The following is a 16,590-nucleotide window of genomic DNA, read 5'->3' on the forward strand; positions in this document are numbered from 1 at the left end:
TTTTGGAAAAGAAAAAAAAAAAATTCTTTTTTATAACAGTGTTTGGTTCCCACCCCGAAAAACCACTTAAAAAAAAAAGAAAAGAGGGGGGGGGGGGGGGGGGGGGGCGTCCCCCTCAAGGCCTTATTGTCTGTGTGGGACATGCCTGTTCAGGACGTGCCTGTTCAGGACATGCCTGTTCAGGACATGCCTGTTCAGGACATGCCTTGTCAGGACGAGTGGCTCGCACAGGATCTGCTTGTTTCGGTCTGTCTTGCGCAGTTGCTTGGTGCGCTGTGTCATCAAGAACTGGCTAGACAAAATAGAGGCTTTGCGCGTTGCTTTAATCCTTTGATGGGGTTTACACAGCAGTCTGGCAAAGTCTGCATCAATATCCCGGTTTTGCTCGTGCTATTTCACGCAATACGCGCAGCATGGACGGCCTGAGAGGGAACGGAATTAATCATGATAGCGTCATCAGAAACTATGGCGCCGCCGCCCTTGGTTCCGGTGCTGGCGATCGTCGGAGTCGGTTTGATTGGCGGCTCTTTGGCTCTGGCGCTCAAGCGCTCCGGGGCGGTAGGAAAAGTGCTGGGCGTAGGTCGGCAGCTGAAAAGCTTGCGACGTGCCCAAGAACTGGGCCTGATCGACGAGGTCGCCACGCTTGAGCAAGCCGCGCAGCAAGCGGACCTGATTGTGTTGGCTACGCCTATCGGGGCCATGGCCTCGGTATTGAAAACCTTGCGACCCCATCTGCGTGACGACACCTTGATCAGCGACGCAGGTAGCACCAAGGTCGATGTGGTCAGTGTGGCGCGTGATGCGCTGGGTGATCGTATCAGCCAGTTTGTTCCCGGCCACCCCATCGCCGGTGCGGAGACCGTAGGTCCCGAAGCGGCGCGTGCTGATCTGTATGACGGTCGCAACGTCATCTTGACCCCCCTGGAAGAAAACAGTGCCAGCGCACGCGAGCGTTTGATTGCCGTGTGGGAGGCTTGCGGGGCGCGTGTCATGTTGATGGACCCGGCTACGCATGACGAAGTGCTGGCATCGGTCAGTCATGTGCCGCACTTTTTATCCTCGGTTTTTATGTGGCAGGTGGCCTCCAGTGCCAACTCGGATCAGCGCTTTGCCTTGGCAGGAACTGGCTTTCGGGACTTCACCCGCATTGCAGCCGGATCAGCCGAAGTGTGGCGCGACATTTTTCTGAGCAACCGCGAGGCTGTCTTGGGCCAATTGCAGGAAGTACGTCAGGCCCTGGATCAGGCCGAGCAGGCTTTGCAGGACCAGGATGGTCAGGCTTTATACGAATTTTTAGAGCGTGCTGCCTTGGCGCGCCGTTTTTGGGCAAGTAGGAGTGGTTTGCAATGAGCCAAAGCGACAGTCTTGTTTTGAACCCCGTCAGCCGCGCTAGCGGACAACTGCAATTGCCAGGGTCCAAGAGCATTTCTAATCGAGCCCTGTTGTTGGCCGCCTTGGCTCAAGGGCAAACACGCCTGGAAGGCTTGCTGCATTCGGACGATACCCGCGTCATGATGGCCGCTCTGCAGCAAATGGGCGTGGCTGTGCAGGACCTGGGGCAGGGCACGGTAGTGATCGACGGTGGGGTTCCTTTTGCGCATCGCGATGCGGATCTGTTTTTGGGTAATGCCGGTACGGCTTTCCGCTCCTTGACCGCTGCTTTGGGCTTGATGGGTGGTCGCTTCAACCTTAGCGGTATTGCTCGCATGCACGAGCGCCCCATTGGGGATCTGGTGGATGCGCTGCGCAGCCTGGGAGCTGAGGTGCAATATCTGGGGGCAGAGGGATATCCTCCCTTGGCGATTGGTGAGTTGGTACAGGCTGATCAGCGTCGTGTGTCGGTGAAAGGCTCGGTATCCAGCCAGTTCCTGACAGCCTTGTTAATGGCCGCTCCCTTGTTGACTGCTCGTACGGGCCAGCCTTTGCGTATCGAGGTGGAAGGGGAGTTGATCTCTCAGCCTTATATTGAAATCACGCTGGCCATGATGGCGCGTTTCGGTGTGCAGGTGGAGCGCGACGGCTGGAGCAGCTTTACTGTCCCCGCCGATGCGGCTTATGTCAGCCCCGGCTTGTACGTGGTGGAGGGCGATGCCTCGTCCGCTTCGTATTTCATTGCTTTGGGAGCTATTGGCGGTGGCCCGCTACGTATTCAGGGCGTGGGTACAGAAAGTCTGCAAGGCGATATTCAGTTTGCGGATGTGGCCCAAGCCATGGGTGCTCGTATCGAGCGTCATGCCAATGAGCTGATCGTTTCTGGTCAGTGCGTAGCCAAGGGCGACAAGCTCAAGGCCTTTGATCTGGATTTCAACCATATTCCTGACGCCGCCATGACGGCAGCTGCCATGGCCATGTTTGCTGATGGTCCTTGCACCTTGCGCAATATCGCCAGCTGGCGCGTGAAGGAGACAGACCGTATTGATGCCATGCAGGCCGAATTGCGCAAGCTGGGGGCAACAGTAGAATCCGGGCCGGACTGGCTGACTGTGCATCCTATTGCCGCCGATCAATGGCGTTCGGCCAGCATCGAAACGTATGATGACCACCGCATTGCCATGTGTTTTTCACTGGCCAGCTTTGGCCCGGTGCCGGTCACCATTCTGGATCCCGGCTGTGTCAGCAAGACGTTCCCCGAGTATTTTTCTGTTTTTGAACAATTGGTGCAGGCATGACAGAGCAGAGCATTCCCGTCATAACCATTGATGGCCCTACCGCTTCCGGTAAAGGGACGATTGCTTCCCTGGTCGCGCAGCGGCTGGGCTGGCATACGCTGGACAGCGGTGCCTTGTATCGCCTGACCGCCTTGTCCTGCCTGCGTCGCGGCGTGGATGTCCAGGACGAGGCCCAGGTCCAGCATGCGGCCCAGAGCCTGAACGTGCAGTTTGACTACCCCCATATCTACATGGATGGCGATGACGTCAGCGACGCCATTCGCCAGGAAGAGGTAGGAAATCTGGCCTCTCAGGTGGCGGCCTTGCCTCTGGTGCGTGAGGCACTTTTGCAACGGCAGCGGGATTTTCGCGTTGCCCCCGGTTTGGTGGGCGATGGGCGCGATATGGGCACAGTTGTGTTCCCGGACGCACCTTTAAAGATATTTTTGCTGGCAGATGCGGAGGTGCGGGCCCAAAGACGCTGTAAACAGTTGAGCGAAAAGGGTATTTCTGCTAATCTTACGAGTCTTTTGGCGGACTTGCGTGCGCGCGACGAACGTGATCGTTCTCGAGCTCATGCTCCGCTTGTGCCTGCGCCGGGTGCCCACATTGTGGATTCTTCCCAGCTCAGCATCCAGGAAGTTGTAAATAAGGTGCTCGACCTTTGGTCGGGCATTGCGGTCCCGACAGCCTAATCCCGTGCTGATCGGGCTTTGTTCACTCCACCGGGTTCTGCCTGGTGTGTTTTTTATGGCCATTTTGGCTAACGGATTGATTTAATGTCCACTAACCTTCACACAGACGCAACGGGCGGCGAAAGCTTTGCCGATTTGTTTGCAGAAAGCATTAAAAACCAAGACCTGAAAAGCGGCGAAGTTATCTCCGCCGAGGTTCTGCGTATTGACCACAACTACGTTCTGGTCAATGCTGGCCTGAAGTCCGAAGCACTGATCCCTCTGGAAGAGTTCCTGAACGATCAGGGCGAACTGGAAGTTCAAGCTGGTGACTTTGTTTCCGTGGCAATCGACGCCTTCGAAAACGGCTACGGTGACACCATTCTGTCCCGCGACCGCGCCAAGCGTCTGTCGGCCTGGTTGTCCCTCGAGCAAGCGCTTGAGTCCGGCGAACTGGTCAACGGTACCATCACTGGTAAGGTCAAGGGCGGTCTGACCGTCATGACCAACGGCATCCGCGCCTTCTTGCCCGGTTCGCTGGTTGATCTGCGTCCTGTCAAGGACACCACGCCATACGAAGGCAAGACCCTGGAATTCAAGGTCATCAAGCTCGATCGCAAGCGTAACAACGTCGTGTTGTCGCGTCGCGCTGTGCTGGAAGCCTCCATGGGCGAAGAGCGTCAGAAACTGCTGGAAACCCTGTCCGAAGGCGCTATCGTCAAAGGTATCGTCAAGAACATCACCGATTACGGTGCGTTCGTGGATCTGGGCGGCATCGACGGTCTGCTGCACATCACCGATATGGCATGGCGCCGTGTTCGTCACCCATCCGAAGTTCTGCAGGTGGGTCAGGAAATCGAAGCCAAGGTCCTCAAGTTCGATCAGGAAAAGAGCCGCGTCTCCCTGGGCGTCAAGCAGCTGGGCGAAGATCCATGGATCGGTCTGGCACGTCGCTACCCACAAAACACCCGTCTGTTCGGCAAGGTTACCAACCTGACCGACTACGGTGCATTTGTTGAAGTGGAAGACGGTATCGAAGGTCTGGTTCACGTATCCGAAATGGATTGGACCAACAAGAACGTTGACCCACGCAAGGTTGTGACCTTGGGTGAAGAAGTCGAAGTCATGGTTCTGGAAATCGACGAAGATCGTCGTCGTATCTCCTTGGGCATGAAACAGTGCCGTGCCAACCCATGGGAAGATTTCGCCATCAACTTCAAGCGCGGCGACAAGGTTCGCGGTGGCATCAAGTCCATCACCGACTTCGGCGTGTTTGTTGGCCTGCCTGGCGGCATCGACGGTCTGGTTCACCTGTCCGACCTGTCCTGGTCCGAGACTGGCGAAGAAGCCGTTCGCAACTTCAAGAAGGGCGACGAAGTTGACGCCGTGGTTCTGGGCATCGACACCGACAAAGAGCGCATTTCCCTGGGTATCAAACAGCTGGAAGGCGATCCGTTCAACAACTTCGTAGCAACCTACGACAAGGGTGCCGTGGTTAGCGGCGTCGTCAAGTCCGTGGAAGCCAAGGGTGCTGTTGTAACTCTGTCGCTGGACGTTGAAGGCTACCTGCGCGCCTCCGAGATCTCCTCGGGCCGTGTTGAAGATGCCACGACGGCTCTGAAAGAAGGTCAGGAAATCGAAACCATGATCTTGAGCGTGGATCGCAAGACCCGTTCGATTCAGTTGTCCATCAAGGCTCGTGATACCGCCGAAACCGCTCAATCCATGGCCCGCCTGACCGAAGCCAGCGCTTCGTCCGGTACGACCAATCTGGGTGCTCTGCTGCGTGCCAAGCTGGACCAGCAGCAACGTGACGACGGTTAATCAGCGTGACAAAGTCTGAGCTGATCGCGTTGTTGGCCAGCCGCTATCCGCAGCTGGCTCTGCGCGATATGGATTTCGCCGTGAAAACGGTTTTGGATTCTATGACCCAGGCCCTGGCCAGTGGTCAACGGATCGAAATCCGAGGGTTTGGCAGCTTTTCGCTCTCTACCCGCTCGCCGCGGGTAGGGCGCAATCCCAAATCGGGTGAAAAAGTGATGGTGCCTGGCAAACAGGTGCCGCACTTCAAAGCCGGCAAGGAATTGCGCGAGCGAGTCGATTCTGTCTTTCTCGAGCAAGAGCAAATCGAAGCAGACGACCAGTCGTCTGCCTTCGAGCAGCTCAATGCGAGAGTCCGTCACGGTTAAGACCTACTTGCATACTGATTACACAGGCCCTTTTCAGGGCCTGTTTTGCGTGTGCGCTAAATTCCGCTTGCACGTACAATCAGACATTATAAAAACACTGTTGGAGCCCTAAAAATGCGCTATCTAGTCTGGGTACTGCGTCTGCTCGTTTTTGTGATCGTGCTGCTGTTCGCACTGAAAAACACGGAACCGGTGCAAGTCAGCTTTTTCGCCGAGCATATTATTCAAGACGTTCCGCTGATCGTCGTAATGCTGGCCGCGTTTATTTTAGGTTTGGTGTTGGGGCTGCTTTTGATGGTGGGCGCGGTGATGCGCCGCCGTCGCGAGGTCAACCGCCTGCGCCGCGAAATGGACCGTCTGCAAGACAGACTGGAGCAAGCGCAGCAATCGCCCGTGAATACGGCTGCTGTGGCGCCCGAGACCGTCGCCCCGCTGGCGCCTTTGTAAGTCCTTGGAGTAAACAGTGGATTTTGAAACCTGGTGGTTGGTTTTTGTACCAATTCTATTTGCCTTGGGCTGGGTCGCCGCGCGGGTGGATTTTCGGCAGATGATGTCCGAAACTCGCACCTTGCCGGACTCCTATTTCAAGGGTTTGAACTTCCTGCTCAATGAAGAGCCGGATCGTGCCATTGACGCCTTTGTGGAAGTGGCCAAGCTGGACCCCGAAACCACCGAGCTGCACTTTGCACTGGGTAGCCTGTTTCGCCGTCGTGGTGAAATGGAGCGCGCCATCCGAGTGCATCAAAGTCTGCTGTCGCGCGCTGATCTGCCGGTTGCAGATCGTGAAAATGCCCAGTTTCAGATTGCCCAGGATTTCCTGAAAGCTGGCATGCTGGACCGGGCCGAGGCCGCTTTTGAAGCGGTGCGTGAAACGCGCTTTGCTATTCCGGCCATGCGCGCCTTGATCCGTATTTATGAGTCCGAGCACGATTGGCCGCGTGCCATTGAAGCGGTGCGCCGTTTGCGTGCCTTGGTCGATGAGCCTGTGCCGCAACTGGTGCATTACCAGTGTGAGCAGGCTGAAGGGGCGTTGCAAGGCAAGCAGCCTGATTTTGAACGGGCTGCCAAAGCTTTGGACGAGGCGGATAATGCCATTCGCAAGCTGGGCACGGGCCAAGGCATGTATGCTTCTCAGGCGCGGGTTGCCGGTTTGCGTGCTCGTGTGGCGCGTATGCAAGGCCAGAGCGAGCAGGAGCGGGCTTACCTGGTTTCCATTTTGAGCAGCGCGCCTGAATATGTGGGCCTGTACGCGACCGAGCTGCTGGACAGTTACCGCAAGCTGGGTCGGGGCGAAGAGGGCGTTGCCATGCTGCGCAGTCATTATCAGCAGCATCCCAGCCTGGATATTTTCAATGTGCTGTTCCGTGTTCTGCGCGAACAGGAAGGCCATTTGCAGGCTTGGGCGTTTGCCCGTGATGCCTTGCGTGCCCATCCTTCTTTATTGGGTCTGGACAAGATGCTGGAAGTTGAACTCCAGGATCAAGGGCAGGGCAAGGAAAGTACCGAAGGCGCGGAGGCTGTCGGTGTCGATCAGATTATTGCAGGTGCGGATTTAAGCCTGCTGCGTTCCTTGATACATCGTCACACCCAGCGTCTGGATCGTTATTCCTGCAGTTCTTGCGGTTTTGAGGCTCGCCATTTCTATTGGCAATGCCCCGGCTGCAACTCCTGGGAAACCTATGCCCCTCGCCGTCTGGAGGAGCTGAAATGATGACTTTTCCTGGTGAAGCCGTCGCGGCCAGCCGTGTGCTGGTCGTGGGTGACGTCATGCTGGACCGTTACTGGTTTGGCGATGTGGATCGTATCTCCCCCGAAGCACCCGTTCCTGTGGTCAAGATGGGGCGGGTAGAGGACCGTCTGGGTGGTGCCGCCAACGTGGCACGCAATATTGCCGCTTTGGGTGCCCAGGCCAGTCTCTTGGGCGTGATTGGGCAGGACGAAGCGGGCAAGACTGTGCGTGAACTGGCTGAAGCGGACCATGTTCAGGCGCATTGGGTGCAAGATCCGGTCATGCCCACATCGCTGAAGCTGCGCGTGCTGGGGCGTCAGCAACAATTGCTGCGTGTGGATTTTGAAGAAAGCCCGGCCAGCAGCGCTTTGGATCAGTTGCAGCAAAACATGAGCGACTTACTGGATCAGCATCAGGTGCTGGTCTTGTCGGACTATGCGAAAGGCGCTTTGGCCCAGGTAGAAAGTTTGATTGCGTTGGCACGATCGAAGAACATTCCTGTTCTGGTCGATCCCAAAGGCAAAACCTACGAGCGCTATCAAGGGGCCACTATTCTGACGCCGAATCGTTCGGAAATGCAGGAAGCCGTGGGCGCCTGGAAAGATGAAGATGATTTGATGCGACGCGCTCAAGATTTGCGTCGCAAGCTGAATTTGGAATGCTTGCTGATTACCCGTTCCGAACAAGGGATGACCTTGTTCACCGAGCAGGGGCGTGAGCATGTGGATGCGCAGGCACAAGAGGTGTTCGATGTCTCGGGTGCCGGGGACACGGTATTGGCAACGCTGGCGGTGATGCGAGCGGCGGGTCTGGACTGGTTGCAGGCCATGCGCTGGGCGAACCGCGCGGGTGGTATCGTGGTCGGAAAATTGGGTACGTCCATTGTGACGGCAAAGGAATTGGCATGATCGTAGTGACCGGTGGCGCTGGCTTTATTGGCAGCAATTTGGTGAAAGGCCTGAACCAGCAGGGTGTGACTGACATTCTGGTGGTGGACGACCTGAGCGATGGCGACAAGTTCGTCAATCTGGTGCATGGCCAAATTGCCGACTATATGGACAAGGACGATTTCCGTGCCCGGTTGGCGCGCGACGAGTTCTCCAATATTGAAGCTGTGTTGCACCAGGGCGCATGTTCGGATACGACCGAGCGCAATGGTCAGTTCATGATGGACAACAACTACCGCGTGACGCTGGAAATCTTCGAGTACTGCCAGGCCAAGCGTATTCCTCTCTTGTATGCTTCGTCCGCCGCTGTTTACGGTGCGGGTCCCTTGTATGCCGAGGACCTCAGCAACGAAGCGCCGTTGAACGTCTACGGCTATTCCAAGTTTCTGTTCGACCAAGTGCTGCGTCGTCATCTGGATAGTCTGCGTGCGCCAGTGGTCGGCCTGCGTTACTTCAATGTCTATGGTCCACAAGAGCAGCACAAAGGTCGTATGGCCTCGGTGGCTTATCACAATATGCTGCAATACCGTCGCGACGGTCATGTACTCTTGTTTGGTGGCTGGGATGGCTATGTGGATGGCGGTCAGCAACGTGACTTCGTCTTTATTGATGATGTCGTGTCGGTGAATCTGCATTTCCTGGGTCAGGACAAGCAGTCGGGCGTGTTCAACTGCGGTTCGGGACGTGCCCAGCCGTTCAATGATGTAGCCCAGACCGTCGTCAACACCTTGCGTGAGCATGATGGCTTGCCTGCCCTGACATTGGAAGAGTTGGTGACGCAGCAGTTTCTGCAATACATCCCGTTTCCCGATGATCTGAAAGGCCGTTATCAAAGCCACACCCAGGCAGACCTGACACAGCTGCGTGCGGCTGGTTACGACAAGCCTTTCCACGATGTACAGACGGGTGTCGCTGAGTACGTACGCCGTCTGCTGCAGTCGGGGGCTCTGCGCTAAGCAGCAGGGCTTTAACGTCCATGCGGGCTGCCACGCATGGCTAAATGCGGTCTCCGGCCCGCTTTTGCATTCATCCAGGCAGCACCATAAAGGCTTCTTTCCAAGGAGCCTTTATCATGTCTACCTCCCTGATCTTGTCCCCCGTTTCCCATCGCTGGTTGCACTCAATGCAAGGTTGGCGTGCATCCGTTCTTCGCTTTCTGCTTGCCCTATGTTTATTGGGGCCCTGGAGCTTGGCTGCCGCGGTGGATTTGAATACGGCTGATGCTCAACAATTGCAGCAAATTAAAGGTATAGGCCCCCGCACGGCCGAGTTGATTCTGGAGGAGCGCCAGCGGGGTGGCCCTTTCGACTCTTTGCAGGATTTGGCGGACCGGGTCAAAGGGATAGGCGCGAAAAAGATCGTTACGATGGAGCAGTCGGGCCTGAAAGTGGAGCCTGCCAAAGCCGCCAGCAAGGCGGTTTCCAATACGGTCGATGCGGATATAAGAAGAAAGCCGTAGCCCTGGGCGTAGACTCGCTTTAAGCTAGTAGTTTGTTTAGTCTGCATGGGCAGTCAGTGCGAGCTGGCTGCCTTCTTGCTCAAGGTAAGAGATTGATCGATGAAAAACTATCCCACCATTGAAGATACCGTTGGCCAAACCCCCTTGGTTCGCTTGCAGCGTATTCCAGGCGAGTTTGGGCAGGCACGCGGTAATGTCGTGTTGGCCAAGCTGGAAGGCAATAACCCTGCCGGTTCGGTGAAAGACCGTGCTGCCAGTTCCATGATTCAAGAGGCCGAGCGCCGCGGTGATATCAAGCCGGGAGACACCTTGATCGAGGCCACCAGTGGCAATACTGGTATTGCCCTGGCCATGATTGCGGCCGTGCGTGGCTACAAAATGATTTTGATCATGCCCGATAACCTGTCGCTGGAACGTCGTGCTTCCATGACAGCCTATGGCGCGAAGTTGATTCTGACGCCTGCGGATCAAGGCGGTATGGAATATGCCCGTGATCTGGCGTTGAAGATGCAGGCTGAAGGGCAGGGCAAGGTGCTGGATCAGTTTGCCAACAAGGATAATCCAGCGGCGCACGTGCATAGCACCGGCCCGGAAATCTGGCAGCAAACCGATGGTCAGGTCACTCACTTTGTCAGCGCCATGGGCACGACGGGCACCATCATGGGGGTGGGTAATTACTTGCGCAGCCAGAACAGCGGCATAGTGGTGGTGGGGGCTCAGCCTGCACCAGGGGCGCAAATTGCCGGCATTCGTAAATGGCCAGAAGAGTATCTGCCCAAAATTTACGATCCCTCCAAAGTGGATATGTTCGAGGAAATTGGCCAGCAAGAGGCCGAGATCATGACGCGCCGTATGGCCGCTGAAGAGGGGATCTGTGCCGGTATTTCGTCCGGCGGTGCCTTGGTGGCTGCCATGCGCGTTGCTCAGCGCGTAGAAAACGCCACGATCGTGTTTATTGTGTGCGACCGTGGCGACCGTTACCTGTCTACCGGCATCTTTAATTAATTAGGGTTGCCATAGCCCATTTGTTTGGCCAGTTCGGAAGCCAGATCGGCGACCGAGCTGGCATAAAAGTAACTGCGGTTGTAATGGGTAATGGCAAAGAAGTTGGGCGTGCCCAGGCGATACTCGGTGGTATTGCGTGGCTCGTCCACCAGGTTCACTACACCTAATTGAGCCTGCTGCCAGGGGCCTGCGTTCTGGCTCTGACCTTTCACCGTCGCACCGGCATTATTCAATTGTGCCCAACTAAGTTTGGGATAAATGCCGCCGTCCACCATCGCTTTACTTGCGTTGCTCAATTCGACCGGAGCGAAAACCGGCAGGCCGGGTTCCCAGCCGTGTGCACGCAAGAAGTTGGCAATCGACGCCATGGCATCGGCTGGGTTATTGCGCAGATCAATACGGCCATCTCCATCGCCATCGACGGCATAGCGTATCAAGCTGCCGGGCATGAACTGGGACATACCCATAGCGCCTGCGAACGAGCCTTGAACAATACGTGCGTCCAGCTCGCCTTGATAATGCAATTCGATCAGGTCCGCTAATTGATCACGGAACAACTGGCCACGCTCGGGACGGCTGTCATCCGGATAGGCAAAGCCCAGCGTAAACAAGGCATCCAGCACTTTGAAGTCGCCCATGATTTTGCCGTAGACGGTTTCCACGCCCAGGATGGCCACAATAATAGAGGGCGGTACACCATAGTCTTTGGAAATCTGGTCCAAGGCCAGGCGATGTTTTTGCCAGAACTGGACGCCACCTTGAATGCGGGCCGGGTCTACATTGCGTTTTTTATACGTTACCCAACTGCGCTTGATGCGCCCTTTGGTGGGGCGCATTAATTTGGCGGCGGTCTCGTTATATTGAGCTTGCTGCAACATATCGGTGACGACATCCAGCGGGATCTTGCGTACTGTCGCCACTTCCTGGGCGTAGCTCGCAATGTCATCGTTTAATTCACCGTTTAATTTAAAAAATTGTGTCCGACCAGAGCGAGATTCACCGGCCTGAATGGACGCGGGTTCGGCCAAAGCCTTGATTGCGACGGTGCCGGTTTTTTTTGCCGAGGTCTGGAAAGCCGCGCCGCTGCTGGGTTTGGTGTCCGTGGTCGGAGCTTGGGAAGTGGTTGTGGCGCAGCCGGCAGTGCTCAGCGCGATCAGTACTGCTTGCAAAATTCGAGTGGGTCTGAACATAATCCATCCTCATGGAGACACTATATTTTATCCATCCATCATGCCATTTGCATGAGATGGGCCGATGGCATCCGGAAAGTCCGCAGCGACTGGATGCCATAAACGATCAACTGCTATCAAGCGGTCTGGCATCCTATCTGGCTCAGCGACAGGCAAGGCTGGCGACGGATGAGGATATCTTGCGGGTACACGATGCCGCTTATGTGCAAAAGCTCAAAGAGCAATTGCCGCAGCAGGGGTATTTCAATATCGATCCGGACACCTTGATGAACCCGCACACTCTGGAAGCAGCCTATGCCGCTGCCGGAGCGGGCCTGGATGCAGTCGATGGCGTCATGAACGAAGGGGCGACGGGCGCATTTTGTGCGGTACGACCTCCCGGTCATCATGCCGAGCGGGCGCGGGCGATGGGGTTTTGTTTTTTTAACAATATCGCTGTGGCCGTGGCCTATGCGATGGAAAAATATGGCCTCAAGCGTGTGCTGATCGTGGATTTTGATGTGCACCACGGCAATGGAACCGAGCAGATTTTTGCCGGCGACAAGCGGGTTCTGATGTGCAGTTTCTTTCAGTCTCCGTTTTTTCCTGATTCCTTTCAGGACCCGGCGGCGCAAAACATGGTAAATATACCGGTTGAGGCCTACACCAAGTCTGCTCAGATTATCGATCTGTTCAAACAGGTTTGTTTGCCCCGCATAGAGGCGTTTGCCCCTGAAATTGTCTTTTTCTCGGCCGGCTTTGATGCCCACCGTGAAGATGAAATGGGACAGCTCAGCTTGGTTGAGGCCGATTATGCGGAATTGACCGCTATGGTGGTCCAGGCCAGTGCGCCTAGTGCCGGACAACGTCTGGTCAGTATGCTGGAAGGGGGGTACGATCCCTCGTCCCTGGGGCGCAGCGTGGTGGCTCACATCAAGGCCTTCGCCGGGCTTTAGGCGAGTGGCTTCGGGCTTTGGAATTCTTCTAAAGCCTTATTTCAACAGAATAATTTTTATTTAAGACTGCACTGGAGAACATTACATGAAGGTGTTAGTACCCGTGAAACGCGTAGTTGACTATAACGTCAAGGTGCGCGTGAAATCTGACCAAACCGGGGTGGACATTGCCAATGTGAAAATGTCCATGAACCCCTTTGACGAAATCGCTGTCGAAGAGGCCACTCGCCTCAAAGAAAGCGGTGCAGCCACTGAAGTGATCGCTCTTTCTTGCGGCGTTGCACAAAGCCAGGAAACGCTGCGCACGGCCTTGGCCATTGGTGCGGATCGGGCCACCCTGGTGCAAACCGACGCTGAATTGCAGCCCTTGGCCGTGGCCAAGCTGATCAAGGCCGTGGTGGACAAAGAGCAGCCTCAGCTCGTGATCCTGGGTAAACAGGCGATCGACGACGACGCTAACCAGACTGGTCAAATGCTGGCTGCCTTGCTGGACTGGCCACAAGCCACTTTTGCCAGCAAAGTTGAAGTTTCGGGCGACAGTGTGTCGGTCACTCGTGAAGTGGACGGCGGTCTGGAAACACTGAAACTGAGCTTGCCCGCTGTGATCACCACCGACCTGCGCCTGAACGAGCCTCGTTACGTGACACTGCCCAACATCATGAAGGCCAAGAAAAAGCCTTTGGAAACCCTGACTCCCGAAGAGCTGGGCATTGATGTGGCTCCTCGTATCAAAACTCTGAAAGTGACTGAGCCTCCAGCTCGTGCTGCCGGCATTATGGTGCCCGATGTTGCCACACTGGTCGAGAAACTGAAGAACGAAGCGAAGGTGATTTAAATGGCTATTCTTGTTATTGCCGAGCACGACAATCAGCAGCTGAAGGCTGCAACGCTCAACGCCCTGGCTGCCTCTCAGAAGATCGGCGGTGATGTGCATGTTCTGGTCGCAGGTAACCAGGCTGCTGGCGTGGCCCAGGCGGCTGCCAAGGCTCAGGGTGTCAGCAAAGTCCTGTTGGCCGATGGTCCTGCATTGGCTGAAGGACTGGCCGAGAACGTGGCTGCCCAAGTGCTGGCCATCGCCTCCAATTACAGCCACATCCTGTTCCCGGCAACCGCTTCGGGCAAGAACATTGCCCCTCGCGTTGCGGCCAAGCTGGATGTTGCCCAAGTGTCGGACATTTTGTCCGTGGAGTCGGCGGATACCTTCACCCGTCCTATTTATGCCGGTAATGCTGTGGCGACCGTTCAGTCCAGCGATGCCGTTAAAGTGATCACCGTGCGTACCACCGCCTTTGACGCTGTGGCCGCTGAAGGTGGTAGCGCCGCTGTTGAAGAGCTGAGCGCCGTGGCTGATTCGGGCCGTTCTACGTTCGTCAGCCGTGAAGTGGCCAAGAGCGACCGTCCTGAGCTGGCGGGTGCCGGTGTGGTCGTGTCCGGTGGTCGCGGTATGGGCAGCGCCGAAAACTTCAAATTGCTGGACGGTCTGGCTGACAAGCTGGGTGCCGCACTGGGTGCTTCGCGCGCTGCAGTGGACGCCGGCTATGCTCCGAACGACTGGCAGGTGGGTCAGACAGGCAAGATCGTGGCTCCTCAGCTGTACGTGGCCGTGGGTATTTCCGGTGCCATCCAGCACTTGGCTGGCATGAAAGACTCCAAGGTTATCGTGGCGATCAACAAAGATCCCGAAGCGCCTATTTTTGGCGTGGCCGACTACGGTTTGGTCGCGGATCTGTTTGAAGCTGTGCCTGAGTTAGAAAAAGCGCTCTAAGCGCCCATCGGCCTGCTGGGGACTTCTCCAGCAGGCTTTTTTTCAGTGCGTATATCCTAGGGGCCTGATTGTGGCTTCGGTCCTTTTTGTTTCTGTGTAGGAGTGTTCATGACGTATCGTGTACCCACCCAAGACATCCGCTTTGCACTTACAGAGCTGGCTGATCTACCTGGTGTGCTGGAATTGCCTGGCTTTGAGGATTTCTCGGCCGAGTTGATCGATGCCATTATTGATGAGAACGCCCGCTTCGTTGAGCAGGAAGTAGCACCTTTGAACCGCGCCGGTGATCAGAATGGCGCCAAGTGGAATGATGGTGTGGTCACCACCACACCCGGCTTCAAGAAAGCCTTTGAAGAATTTGCAAAAGCTGGCTGGCAGGGTTTGCAGCACGAAGCCGAACTGGGTGGCCAAGGCTTGCCCAAGCTGATCGGCGCCGTGGCATGTGAAAACATCAATGCTGCCAACCTGGCTTTTTCCCTGTGTCCTTTGCTGACCGACGGCGTAATCGAAGCCGTGTCCATGGTTGGCTCGGAAGAACAGAAACAACGTTTCCTGCCTCCTTTGCTGGAAGGCCGCTGGACCGGCACCATGAACTTGACCGAGCCTCAGGCCGGTTCGGATCTGGCCCAGGTTGCCAGCCGTGCTGTTCCTCAGGATGACGGCAGCTACCGCATCAGCGGTCAAAAGATTTTCATCACCTACGGTGAGCACGATATGGCCGAGAACATCGTCCATCTGGTGCTGGCTCGTACGCCTGATGCGCCTGCCGGTGTGAAAGGGATCTCGCTTTTCATCGTGCCCAAGTTCATGGTGAACGACGATGGTTCCGTGGGCGCGCGTAACGATGTCTGGTGTGCTTCGCTGGAGCACAAACTGGGCATCCACGGTAGCCCAACCGCTGTGCTGCTGTACGGCTCGGGCAAGGGTGATGTGGGCGAGGGTGCCGTCGGCTACCTGGTCGGTAAGGAAAACGAAGGCCTGAAGTACATGTTCATCATGATGAACGCGGCCCGTTATGCGGTGGGTGTGCAAGGTATCGCCGTGGCCGAACGTGCATTCCAGCAGGCTCTTGAATACGCCAACGAGCGTGTACAGGGTGCGCCTCTGACTGGCGGCAAGGCCGTGTCGATTGCCCATCACCCCGACGTGCAGCGCATGCTGGTGCAAATGCGTGCTCTGACGGAAGGCTCCCGTGCCTTGGCTTACTTTGCTGCCGGTGTGAACGACAAGGCGCGTCACAGTGCTGACGAAAATGCCCGCAAGCGCTACCAGGCCCTGTACGAGTTCCTGGTGCCTGTGGTCAAGGGTTTCAGCACTGAAATGTCCCTGGAAGTGACTTCCCTGGGCGTGCAGGTGCACGGTGGTATGGGCTTTATCGAGGAAACTGGTGCGGCCCAGCATTACCGCGACTCGCGCATTCTGCCTATCTACGAAGGGACAACCGCGATTCAGGCCAATGACTTCATCGGTCGCAAGGTTCTGCGTGATGCCGGCGCTGTGATCCAGGGCCTGGCTCCCGAGTTGGGCGCAACTGTTGCCAAGTTGCGTGAACGTGCGGCTCAAGGCGGTGATCACAAAGCGGCCTTGACCCTGATCGCCGATCGTCTGGAAGCCGGTGTGAAGAGCGTGGAACGCGCTGCCATGTTCACTCTGATGAACGCTCAGAAAGACCTGCCTGCCGTGTTCCTGGGCAGCGTGCCATTCCTGATGCTGTCCGGCTATGTGCTGACTGGCTGGCAAATGGCCCGTGCCGCTTTGGCTGCGGAGAAAGCATTGAGCGAAGGCAGTCAGGATCCATTCCTGCGCCGCAAGCTCTCGACCAGCGTGTTCTTTGCCAGCCACTTGCTGCCACGTGCCGGTGCCTTGGCACAGTCCGTAGCGGATGGTGTGGAGCTGACTCCTTACCTGTCGACTGAGCTGCTGTAACTCGATCAGCCCCAAGGCATGAAGGCCCGCGCAGCTTCTTTGGCTGCCGGGCCTTTTTTGGGTATATTGATATAACGTTTAATTATTTGAAACGTACTCTTTATACTGACAAAATCATCTGAC

The 16,590-nt window shown here is 56.3% G+C and carries 17 protein-coding genes; 16 read left to right on the top strand and 1 reads right to left on the bottom strand.

What is annotated here, in order from left to right; translation table 11 throughout:
* The first annotated feature begins 141 nt into the window (after window positions 1-141).
* The 12 genes from ACLPGZ_RS17300 (at window position 142) to cysM (ending at window position 10,651) form a co-directional block, all read left to right on the top strand.
* Entirely contained in the window at window positions 142-426 is a 285-nt protein-coding gene (locus tag ACLPGZ_RS17300; protein ID WP_239054446.1) for a hypothetical protein, read from the top strand.
* A gap of 39 nt (window positions 427-465) precedes the next feature.
* A complete protein-coding gene (locus ACLPGZ_RS17305; protein WP_088450366.1) occupies window positions 466-1,350 on the top strand; it encodes a prephenate dehydrogenase in 885 nt (294 codons plus the stop codon).
* Entirely contained in the window at window positions 1,347-2,669 is a 1,323-nt protein-coding gene (gene aroA / locus ACLPGZ_RS17310; RefSeq protein ID WP_239054445.1) for a 3-phosphoshikimate 1-carboxyvinyltransferase, read from the top strand. The genes ACLPGZ_RS17305 and aroA overlap by 4 nt, the downstream gene beginning before the upstream one ends.
* The gene (cmk, locus tag ACLPGZ_RS17315; RefSeq protein ID WP_239054444.1) at window positions 2,666-3,343 is read left to right on the top strand and encodes a (d)CMP kinase; all 678 of its coding nucleotides are present in this window, start codon (window positions 2,666-2,668) and stop codon (window positions 3,341-3,343) included. Before aroA ends, cmk begins: the two co-directional genes overlap by 4 nt.
* Before the next feature lie 84 nt (window positions 3,344-3,427).
* Window positions 3,428-5,146: a 30S ribosomal protein S1 gene (gene rpsA, locus ACLPGZ_RS17320; RefSeq protein ID WP_022983279.1), complete on the top strand. Its 1,719-nt coding sequence runs from the start codon at window positions 3,428-3,430 to the stop codon at window positions 5,144-5,146.
* Window positions 5,147-5,151: 5 nt separating this feature from the next.
* Window positions 5,152-5,511: an integration host factor subunit beta gene (locus ACLPGZ_RS17325; RefSeq protein ID WP_026482971.1), complete on the top strand. Its 360-nt coding sequence runs from the start codon at window positions 5,152-5,154 to the stop codon at window positions 5,509-5,511.
* Between the two features lie 114 nt (window positions 5,512-5,625).
* On the top strand, window positions 5,626-5,958 hold the full coding sequence (locus ACLPGZ_RS17330; protein ID WP_009456012.1) for a lipopolysaccharide assembly protein LapA domain-containing protein: 333 nt from the start codon (window positions 5,626-5,628) through the stop codon (window positions 5,956-5,958).
* A 16-nt stretch (window positions 5,959-5,974) separates the two neighbouring features.
* Window positions 5,975-7,222, top strand: coding sequence for a lipopolysaccharide assembly protein LapB (gene lapB / locus ACLPGZ_RS17335; protein WP_009456011.1), 1,248 nt, complete (start codon window positions 5,975-5,977; stop codon window positions 7,220-7,222).
* Window positions 7,219-8,148: a D-glycero-beta-D-manno-heptose-7-phosphate kinase gene (gene rfaE1, locus ACLPGZ_RS17340; protein WP_022983278.1), complete on the top strand. Its 930-nt coding sequence runs from the start codon at window positions 7,219-7,221 to the stop codon at window positions 8,146-8,148. The genes lapB and rfaE1 overlap by 4 nt, the downstream gene beginning before the upstream one ends.
* Window positions 8,145-9,143, top strand: a complete 999-nt coding sequence (gene rfaD, locus ACLPGZ_RS17345) for an ADP-glyceromanno-heptose 6-epimerase (protein ID WP_088450358.1) — start codon at window positions 8,145-8,147, stop codon at window positions 9,141-9,143. The genes rfaE1 and rfaD overlap by 4 nt, the downstream gene beginning before the upstream one ends.
* A gap of 116 nt (window positions 9,144-9,259) precedes the next feature.
* Window positions 9,260-9,646: a ComEA family DNA-binding protein gene (locus tag ACLPGZ_RS17350; RefSeq protein WP_083053347.1), complete on the top strand. Its 387-nt coding sequence runs from the start codon at window positions 9,260-9,262 to the stop codon at window positions 9,644-9,646.
* A gap of 99 nt (window positions 9,647-9,745) precedes the next feature.
* Entirely contained in the window at window positions 9,746-10,651 is a 906-nt protein-coding gene (gene cysM / locus ACLPGZ_RS17355; RefSeq protein WP_009456005.1) for a cysteine synthase CysM, read from the top strand.
* On the opposite strand, the gene mltB is transcribed toward cysM, so the two are convergent.
* The gene (mltB, locus tag ACLPGZ_RS17360) at window positions 10,648-11,841 is read right to left on the bottom strand and encodes a lytic murein transglycosylase B (RefSeq protein ID WP_239054443.1); all 1,194 of its coding nucleotides are present in this window, start codon (window positions 11,839-11,841) and stop codon (window positions 10,648-10,650) included. The two genes, cysM and mltB, sit on opposite strands and share 4 nt — an antisense overlap.
* An 11-nt stretch (window positions 11,842-11,852) precedes the next feature.
* Between mltB and ACLPGZ_RS17365 the strand changes: the two genes are divergently transcribed.
* From ACLPGZ_RS17365 to ACLPGZ_RS17380, 4 genes are all read left to right on the top strand, one after another.
* Window positions 11,853-12,776, top strand: coding sequence for a histone deacetylase family protein (locus ACLPGZ_RS17365; RefSeq protein WP_198317621.1), 924 nt, complete (start codon window positions 11,853-11,855; stop codon window positions 12,774-12,776).
* A gap of 85 nt (window positions 12,777-12,861) precedes the next feature.
* Entirely contained in the window at window positions 12,862-13,611 is a 750-nt protein-coding gene (locus ACLPGZ_RS17370) for an electron transfer flavoprotein subunit beta/FixA family protein (protein WP_009456000.1), read from the top strand.
* Window positions 13,612-14,541 (top strand): electron transfer flavoprotein subunit alpha/FixB family protein, encoded by a 930-nt coding sequence (locus ACLPGZ_RS17375; RefSeq protein WP_321290478.1) that lies wholly within the window; start codon window positions 13,612-13,614, stop codon window positions 14,539-14,541. It begins immediately after the preceding gene.
* Between the two features lie 108 nt (window positions 14,542-14,649).
* The gene (locus ACLPGZ_RS17380; RefSeq protein ID WP_083053350.1) at window positions 14,650-16,467 is read left to right on the top strand and encodes an acyl-CoA dehydrogenase; all 1,818 of its coding nucleotides are present in this window, start codon (window positions 14,650-14,652) and stop codon (window positions 16,465-16,467) included.
* The last annotated feature ends 123 nt before the right edge of the window (window positions 16,468-16,590 follow it).

It is taken from the genome of Alcaligenes sp. Me129, assembly GCF_050487245.1.
In the GTDB taxonomy this organism is placed as follows: Bacteria; Pseudomonadota; Gammaproteobacteria; order Burkholderiales; family Burkholderiaceae_B; genus Alcaligenes; species Alcaligenes phenolicus.

What these genes read in the sequence shown, in the direction of transcription:
- rfaE1 (WP_022983278.1), top strand. Translation starts at nt 7,219, where the DNA reads ATGATGACTTTTCCTGGTGAAGCCGTCGCGGCCAGCCGTGTGCTGGTC.
- rfaD (WP_088450358.1), top strand. Translation starts at nt 8,145, where the DNA reads ATGATCGTAGTGACCGGTGGCGCTGGCTTTATTGGCAGCAATTTGGTG.
- ACLPGZ_RS17380 (WP_083053350.1), top strand. Translation starts at nt 14,650, where the DNA reads ATGACGTATCGTGTACCCACCCAAGACATCCGCTTTGCACTTACAGAG.
- cysM (WP_009456005.1), top strand. Translation starts at nt 9,746, where the DNA reads ATGAAAAACTATCCCACCATTGAAGATACCGTTGGCCAAACCCCCTTG.
- ACLPGZ_RS17370 (WP_009456000.1), top strand. Translation starts at nt 12,862, where the DNA reads ATGAAGGTGTTAGTACCCGTGAAACGCGTAGTTGACTATAACGTCAAG.
- rpsA (WP_022983279.1), top strand. Translation starts at nt 3,428, where the DNA reads ATGTCCACTAACCTTCACACAGACGCAACGGGCGGCGAAAGCTTTGCC.
- ACLPGZ_RS17365 (WP_198317621.1), top strand. Translation starts at nt 11,853, where the DNA reads ATGGAGACACTATATTTTATCCATCCATCATGCCATTTGCATGAGATG.
- ACLPGZ_RS17300 (WP_239054446.1), top strand. Translation starts at nt 142, where the DNA reads ATGCCTGTTCAGGACGTGCCTGTTCAGGACATGCCTGTTCAGGACATG.
- cmk (WP_239054444.1), top strand. Translation starts at nt 2,666, where the DNA reads ATGACAGAGCAGAGCATTCCCGTCATAACCATTGATGGCCCTACCGCT.
- ACLPGZ_RS17305 (WP_088450366.1), top strand. Translation starts at nt 466, where the DNA reads ATGGCGCCGCCGCCCTTGGTTCCGGTGCTGGCGATCGTCGGAGTCGGT.
- ACLPGZ_RS17375 (WP_321290478.1), top strand. Translation starts at nt 13,612, where the DNA reads ATGGCTATTCTTGTTATTGCCGAGCACGACAATCAGCAGCTGAAGGCT.
- ACLPGZ_RS17330 (WP_009456012.1), top strand. Translation starts at nt 5,626, where the DNA reads ATGCGCTATCTAGTCTGGGTACTGCGTCTGCTCGTTTTTGTGATCGTG.
- aroA (WP_239054445.1), top strand. Translation starts at nt 1,347, where the DNA reads ATGAGCCAAAGCGACAGTCTTGTTTTGAACCCCGTCAGCCGCGCTAGC.
- ACLPGZ_RS17350 (WP_083053347.1), top strand. Translation starts at nt 9,260, where the DNA reads ATGTCTACCTCCCTGATCTTGTCCCCCGTTTCCCATCGCTGGTTGCAC.
- mltB (WP_239054443.1), bottom strand. Translation starts at nt 11,841, where the DNA reads ATGTTCAGACCCACTCGAATTTTGCAAGCAGTACTGATCGCGCTGAGC.